The 5,810-nt window shown below is 73.6% G+C and carries 5 protein-coding genes; 3 read left to right on the top strand and 2 right to left on the bottom strand.

Annotated features, from left to right (window positions below; genetic code table 11):
* Together B7P34_RS34735 and B7P34_RS34740 are read left to right on the top strand one after the other, a co-directional pair.
* Positions 1-1,023: family 2 encapsulin nanocompartment cargo protein terpene cyclase (locus tag B7P34_RS34735; RefSeq protein ID WP_223268558.1), on the top strand; the 1,023-nt coding region annotated here is incomplete at its 5' end.
* A gap of 51 nt (positions 1,024-1,074) precedes the next feature.
* Positions 1,075-1,926, top strand: coding sequence for a geranyl diphosphate 2-C-methyltransferase (locus B7P34_RS34740; RefSeq protein ID WP_106682127.1), 852 nt, complete (start codon positions 1,075-1,077; stop codon positions 1,924-1,926).
* 65 nt (positions 1,927-1,991) lie between these two features.
* On the opposite strand, the gene B7P34_RS34745 is transcribed toward B7P34_RS34740, so the two are convergent.
* Complete coding sequence (locus B7P34_RS34745; protein WP_106682131.1) at positions 1,992-2,774, bottom strand: maleylpyruvate isomerase family mycothiol-dependent enzyme; 783 nt, start codon at positions 2,772-2,774, stop codon at positions 1,992-1,994.
* Between the two features lie 200 nt (positions 2,775-2,974).
* Between B7P34_RS34745 and B7P34_RS34750 the strand changes: the two genes are divergently transcribed.
* Positions 2,975-4,717: a pyruvate dehydrogenase gene (locus tag B7P34_RS34750; RefSeq protein ID WP_106682128.1), complete on the top strand. Its 1,743-nt coding sequence runs from the start codon at positions 2,975-2,977 to the stop codon at positions 4,715-4,717.
* An 11-nt stretch (positions 4,718-4,728) separates the two neighbouring features.
* Here B7P34_RS34750 and B7P34_RS34755 read toward each other — a convergent pair.
* Positions 4,729-5,810, bottom strand: a 1,082-nt coding sequence (locus B7P34_RS34755; protein ID WP_106682129.1) for a substrate-binding domain-containing protein, incomplete at its 5' end; no start/stop codon positions are given.

Below are 5,810 nucleotides of genomic sequence, written 5' to 3' on the forward strand. Positions count from 1 at the left end.
GCCGGGCCGACCGGCCTCGGCACCTCCGCGGCCCGGGTCGCGCCCCGGCGGCCGGCCGCGCCCGCCGCCCCGTCCGGCGTCCCGGAGCTGTACTGCCCGCCCGCGCTCCGGGACGACCCGGCCCTCGCCCGGGAGGTCAACGACCGCCTGCTGGCCTGGGCCGGCGAGACCGGCATCTACGAGGGACGGCTCGACCGCGTCCGCGCGGCCGACTTCGGGCGCCTGATGATGCTGGCCCACCCCGACGCCGACGACCCGGACCGGCTGCTCGCGGCGGGCAAGTGCGCGCTCGCCGAGTGGGCCACGGACGACTACTACTGCGACGACGGCGCCGGGCCCGAACTCCTGGGCTCGCACCTCGGCCCCGCCTACGCGGCCCTCGACCCCGCGCACCTCCCCGCCCGCTACGCGCCCGCCTGGGAGCGGGAGATGCGCGACGACCCCGTCCGGACGGCCCTGCGCTCCGCGCTTGCGCACCTGGCCCGCTACGCGGAACCGTCCCAGCTGGCCCGGCTCCGCCACGAGGTCGCCGTCCTCTTCGTCGGCTACGGCCAGGAGGGCTCCTGGCGCTCGCGGGAGTACCTGCCCACCGTCCCCGAGTACCTGGCGCACCGGCAGACCAACAGCTTCCTGCCCTGCATCGCGCTGGCCGACGTGGTGGGCGGCTACGCGCTCCCCGCGGCCGAGTACGCCGATCCGCGCGTGCGCCGCGCCGTGACCATGGCGGCCACCGCCGCCACGCTCGTCAACGACCTGTACTCCATGACCAAGGAACACCACGCCACCGGCGTGGAGTTCAACCTGCCGACCGTGATCGCCGAGCGGGAGCGGTGCTCGCCCCGCGAGGCGATCGAGCGCAGTGCGGAGGTCCACGACGAGCTGGTGCGCACCTACGAGGCCGAGGCGGCCGCCCTCGCCCTCACCGGCTCGCCGCAGCTGCGCCGCTTCCTCGCGGGGGTGTGGGCCTGGCTCGGCGGCAACCGCGCGTGGCACAGCGGCAGCCCCCGCTACAACAACGCCTGAACCACCCCTGAACCACCCCCGCCTTCCTTGCACGTCCTAAGGAGCACGTCCATGTCCACCGCCCCCGCCCCCGTGCTGCGCACCGCCTACCAGAAGGCCGTCGCCGAGTACTGGAACAACGAGAAGGACCCGGTCAACCTGCAGCTGGGCGACGTCGACGGGCTCTACCACCACCACTACGGGCTCGGCGACTACGACCCGTCCGTCCTGGAGGGCCCCGAGGACACCCGCGAAGCGCGCATCACCGAGGAGCTGCACCGGCTGGAGTCGGCCCAGGCCGACGTCCTCCTCGACCACCTGGGACCCATCGCCCCCGAGCACCGCCTGCTGGACGCCGGCTGCGGCCGCGGCGGCACCAGCATCATGGCCAACGCCCGGTTCGGCTGCCGCGCCGACGGCGTCTCCATCTCCCGGTCCCAGGTCGACTTCGCCAACGAGCAGGCCCGCAAGCGCGGCGTGGACGACAAGGTCCGCTACCACTTCGCCAACATGCTGGACACCGGCCTGCCGACCGGCGCCTTCCAGGGCATCTGGAACAACGAGTCCACCATGTACGTGGACCTGTTCGAGCTCTTCGCCGAGCACGCCCGCCAGCTGGCCTTCGGCGGCCGCTACGTCACCATCACCGGCTGCTCCAACGACGTCACGGGCCTGCGCTCCAAGGCGGTCAGCCGCATCGACGAGCACTACACCTGCAACATCCACCCGCGCAGCGCCTACTTCAAGGCCATGGCCGCCAACGGCCTCGTGCCCATCAACGTCGTCGACCTGACGGCCGCCACGATCCCGTACTGGGAGCTGCGCGCCAAGTCCTCCCTGGCCACGGGCGTCGAGGAGCCGTTCCTCACCGCGTACAAGGAGGGCAGCTTCCACTACCTCCTCATCGCCGCCGACCGCATCTGACCGGCGCGCCCCCGGTCTGTACAGCCGGGGGTGCACCTGACGTCAGGACCCTAAGGACCCCGCCGTCAGAACTTCGAGTGCGTGACCCAGCGCGCGAGCAGGTCCTCGTCGCCCTCCACCTCGAAGGCGGGCGCGTCGAGGCGCAGGCGGCCGTAGGCGAGCAGCAGCAGGTGCGCGGCGGAGCCCCGGACGGTCGCGTCGGCACCTGCGGCGGACGCTTCGAGGCCGAAACCGTCGGGGCGCAGCCGGACCGTCCAGTCGCCGCCGGTGTCGGTGCAGCGGAAGCGCAGCGTCTCGCCGGTGCCGCGCAGCTCGGCCACGCCGGGGGCGAAGGGCGCCGCGAAGGGCAGGTTGACGAGGAACTCGTCGATGCCGTCGGTCGCGAGCCCGGGGTCGATCACGGGCGCGAGGCCGAGCGCGAGCTCCGCGTCGGCGCGGTGCACCAGCGTCTCGAACAGCATGCGCCGCACCCAGAACCGGGCGTGCTGATCGGCGCCCCACGCCCACATCGGGGCGTCAGGGGCGACGCTCTCGAAGGCGCTCGCGGCCTCGGCGGCGCTGTCCGCCAGCCAGTCGGCGTAGCCGTCCTCGTCCTTCGGCAGCCGCAGCTCCACCTCGCGGCTCAGCGGCCGTTCCTGGACGCGCTTGCGGAGGAGCGCCGCGAACCAGCGCTGCACGCTGCCGGTGTGCCGGACGAGGTCGGCGAGCGTCCAGCCGGGGCACGTGGGCACCGGTGCCGTCAGGTCCGCGCCCCGGAGCACCTGCACGAAGCGGGCGGTCTCCGTGGCGACGGCGTCGCGGTGGGTGGCGAAGGCGGATGCCGGGTCCGCATGATTCGTCGTGTTCACGTCGCCGTGTTCCTCGCTCGTTCCGGCCCGGCGGCCCTCCCGGCCGGGCGTCTCCCCGCAGCCTGCCACAGGCCCTCCGCCCTGCCGCACCCGGGACACCGGGATGCACCACCGGGTGTTCCGTGGATGGATGGGGGAAGGGGCGGGGAGACCGGCCGCACGCCGGTCCGCACGTGCAGCCGATCCGGGAGGAAGGTCCCATGCCGAAGGAGACGGTGGCGGAGCAGTTCGTCGGCATCCTGGCGCGCGCCGGGGTGCGGCGGCTCTACGGGGTCGTGGGGGACAGCCTCAACCCGGTCGTGGACGCGGTGCGCCGCAGCCCCGCGATCGACTGGGTGCAGGTCCGCCACGAGGAGGCCGCCGCCTTCGCCGCGGGCGCCGAGGCCCAGCTGACGGGGAAGCTGGCCGCCTGCGCGGGCTCCTGCGGCCCGGGCAACCTCCACCTCATCAACGGCCTCTACGACGCGCACCGCTCCATGGCCCCCGTGCTCGCGCTCGCCTCGCACATCCCGGGCGGGGAGATCGGCACGGGCTTCTTCCAGGAGACCCACCCGGACCAGCTCTTCCGCGAGTGCAGCCATTACTGCGAGCTGATCTCCAGCCCCCGGCAGATGCCGCGCGTCCTGCGGACGGGCATCCAGCACGCGATCGGCCGCGGCGGCGTCAGCGTCGTCGTCCTGCCCGGCGACGTCGCGGGCGAGCCGGCCCCCGGACGCGCGAGCGAGCACTCCCTGGTCACCGCCCGCCCGTCGGTACGGCCCGGGGACGCCGAGATCGACGCGTTCGCCCGGATGGTCGACGAGGCGGACAAGGTGACCCTGTTCTGCGGCAGCGGCACGGCGGGCGCCCACGAGGAGGTGATGCGGTTCGCCGAACGGGTGAAGGCCCCCGTCGGGCACGCGCTGCGCGGCAAGGAGTGGATCCAGTACGACAACCCGTACGACGTCGGCATGAGCGGCCTGCTCGGCTACGGAGCCGCGTACGAGGCGACCCACGAGTGCGACCTGCTGATCCTGCTGGGCACCGACTTCCCGTACAACGCCTTCCTGCCGGACGACGGGAAGACCGTCCAGGTGGACGTCCGGCCCGAGCACCTGGGCCGCAGGGCCGCGCTCGACCTCGCCGTGTGGGGCGACGTCCGCGAGACGCTGCGCTGCCTGACGCCGCGGGTGCGGGTCAAGAACAGCCGGAAGTTCCTCGACAAGATGCTCGCCAAACACGCCGACGCCCTCGAAGGCGTCGTCAAGGCGTACACCCGGAAGGTGGAGAAGCACACGCCGATCCACCCGGAGTACGTGGCCTCGGTGCTGGACGAGGAGGCCGACGACGACGCGGTCTTCACCGTCGACACCGGAATGAACAACGTGTGGGCGGCCCGCTACCTCACCCCCAACGGCCGCCGCCGCGTCATCGGCTCCTTCACCCACGGCTCGATGGCGAACGCCCTGCCCCAGGCGATCGGGGCCCAGTTCCTCGACCGCGGCCGGCAGGTCGTCTCCATGTCCGGCGACGGCGGGTTCGCCATGCTGATGGGCGACTTCCTGACGCTGGTCCAGTACGGCCTGCCGGTGAAGGTGGTGCTGTTCGACAACTCGTCGCTGGGCATGGTCGAGCTGGAGATGATGGTGGGCGGACTGCCCGCGTACGGCACCACCAACCGCAACCCCGACTTCGCGGCCATCGCCACCGCGGCAGGCGCCTACGGCGTGCGGGTGGAGAAGCCCAAGCACGTGCGGGGAGCCCTGCGGGACGCCTTCCGGCACAAGGGGCCGGCGCTGGTGGACGTCGTGACCGACCCCAACGCCCTGTCGATCCCGCCGAAGATCACCGCGGACATGGTCGGCGGGTTCGCCCTGTCGGCGGGCCGGATGGTCCTGGAGGGCGGCGTGGGCCGGATGGTGCAGATGGCGCGCTCCAACCTGCGCAACATCCCGCGCCCCTGACGGCCCGCCCGTCAGCCGGCGGGCTCCGCCACGCCCCAGATCCTCCGGTACGCCGCGCGGTAGCCCGGCGGGTCCCAGGAGGTGGCCCCGCCGCTGTTGGCGGCGGTGGTGATGTGCACGGGGGCCACGTACCCGCTGGCGGGCCGGCCCGCGAAGGCGCGGTTGAACTCGTCGACGATCTGCCAGCCCTGCTCGGAGAGCGCCTCGGGCACGGTGGCCGCCTGGAACTGCCGGCTGTTGATGCGCTGGAAGGCGGACGGGTCGCCGTCGCCCGCGCCGATGTTGAAGGGCGCGCCCGCGCCCTTCCTGCGGGCCGCGCGCAGGGCGGGCGCGGCGTCGGCGAAGTACACGTCGTTGATGGCGACGGAGTGGGTCCACGCCCGCGGGAAGCGGGAGAGGAGCGAGGAGACCTCCTGGGGCGTCCGGCTGCTCGTGTCCGCCAGCGGGACGTTCTCCTCCGCCAGGATCCGCACGCCCGCGCAGGTGCCGAGCTCCTTCGTGATCAGATCGGACTTGTTCCGGGCGAACGGGATCGAGGCGTCGGTGAACACGACGACCCCGGCGACGCCGTGCGCGTGCGCGATCACCCAGTCCGCGCTGATCCGCGCGACGTCGCCGACCCGGGTGGTGACGTTGGTGAACAGCGCGGGATCCCTGCTGGGGCCGGGGGAGGCGACCGCGTGCCAGCCGACGAGCGGGATGTGCTCCGCCGCGGCCTGCGCGACCTGCTGCGACGTCAGGCGGGGATCGAAGCCGGCGACGACGATGCCCGCGGGCCGCAGGGCGACGGCCTGCCCGAACGCCGCCTGGATCCCGGCGGGGGTGCCCTGGCCGTCGATCACCCGGACGTCCCAGCCGACGGCTCCCGCCGCCTCCTGCACGCCCCCGGCGACGCCGGCGACGCCGGGGTTGGTCATGGACTGCGCGACGAGGACGAGGGACCTGACGGGGACGGCCCGGGGCCCTCCTCCTCGCGGCCGGTGGGTGTGGTGGCGCACGGCCTCGGCGAAGCGCTCCACGGCGCGCTCGGCCTCGGCGAGCTCGCAGGGCGCCCGGTGCAGGAGGTTGTGCGCGGTGCGGTAGAGCGGCGCGG

This window comes from Streptosporangium nondiastaticum (genome assembly GCF_003011965.1).
In the GTDB taxonomy this organism is placed as follows: Bacteria; Actinomycetota; Actinomycetes; order Streptomycetales; family Streptomycetaceae; genus Streptomyces; species Streptomyces nondiastaticus.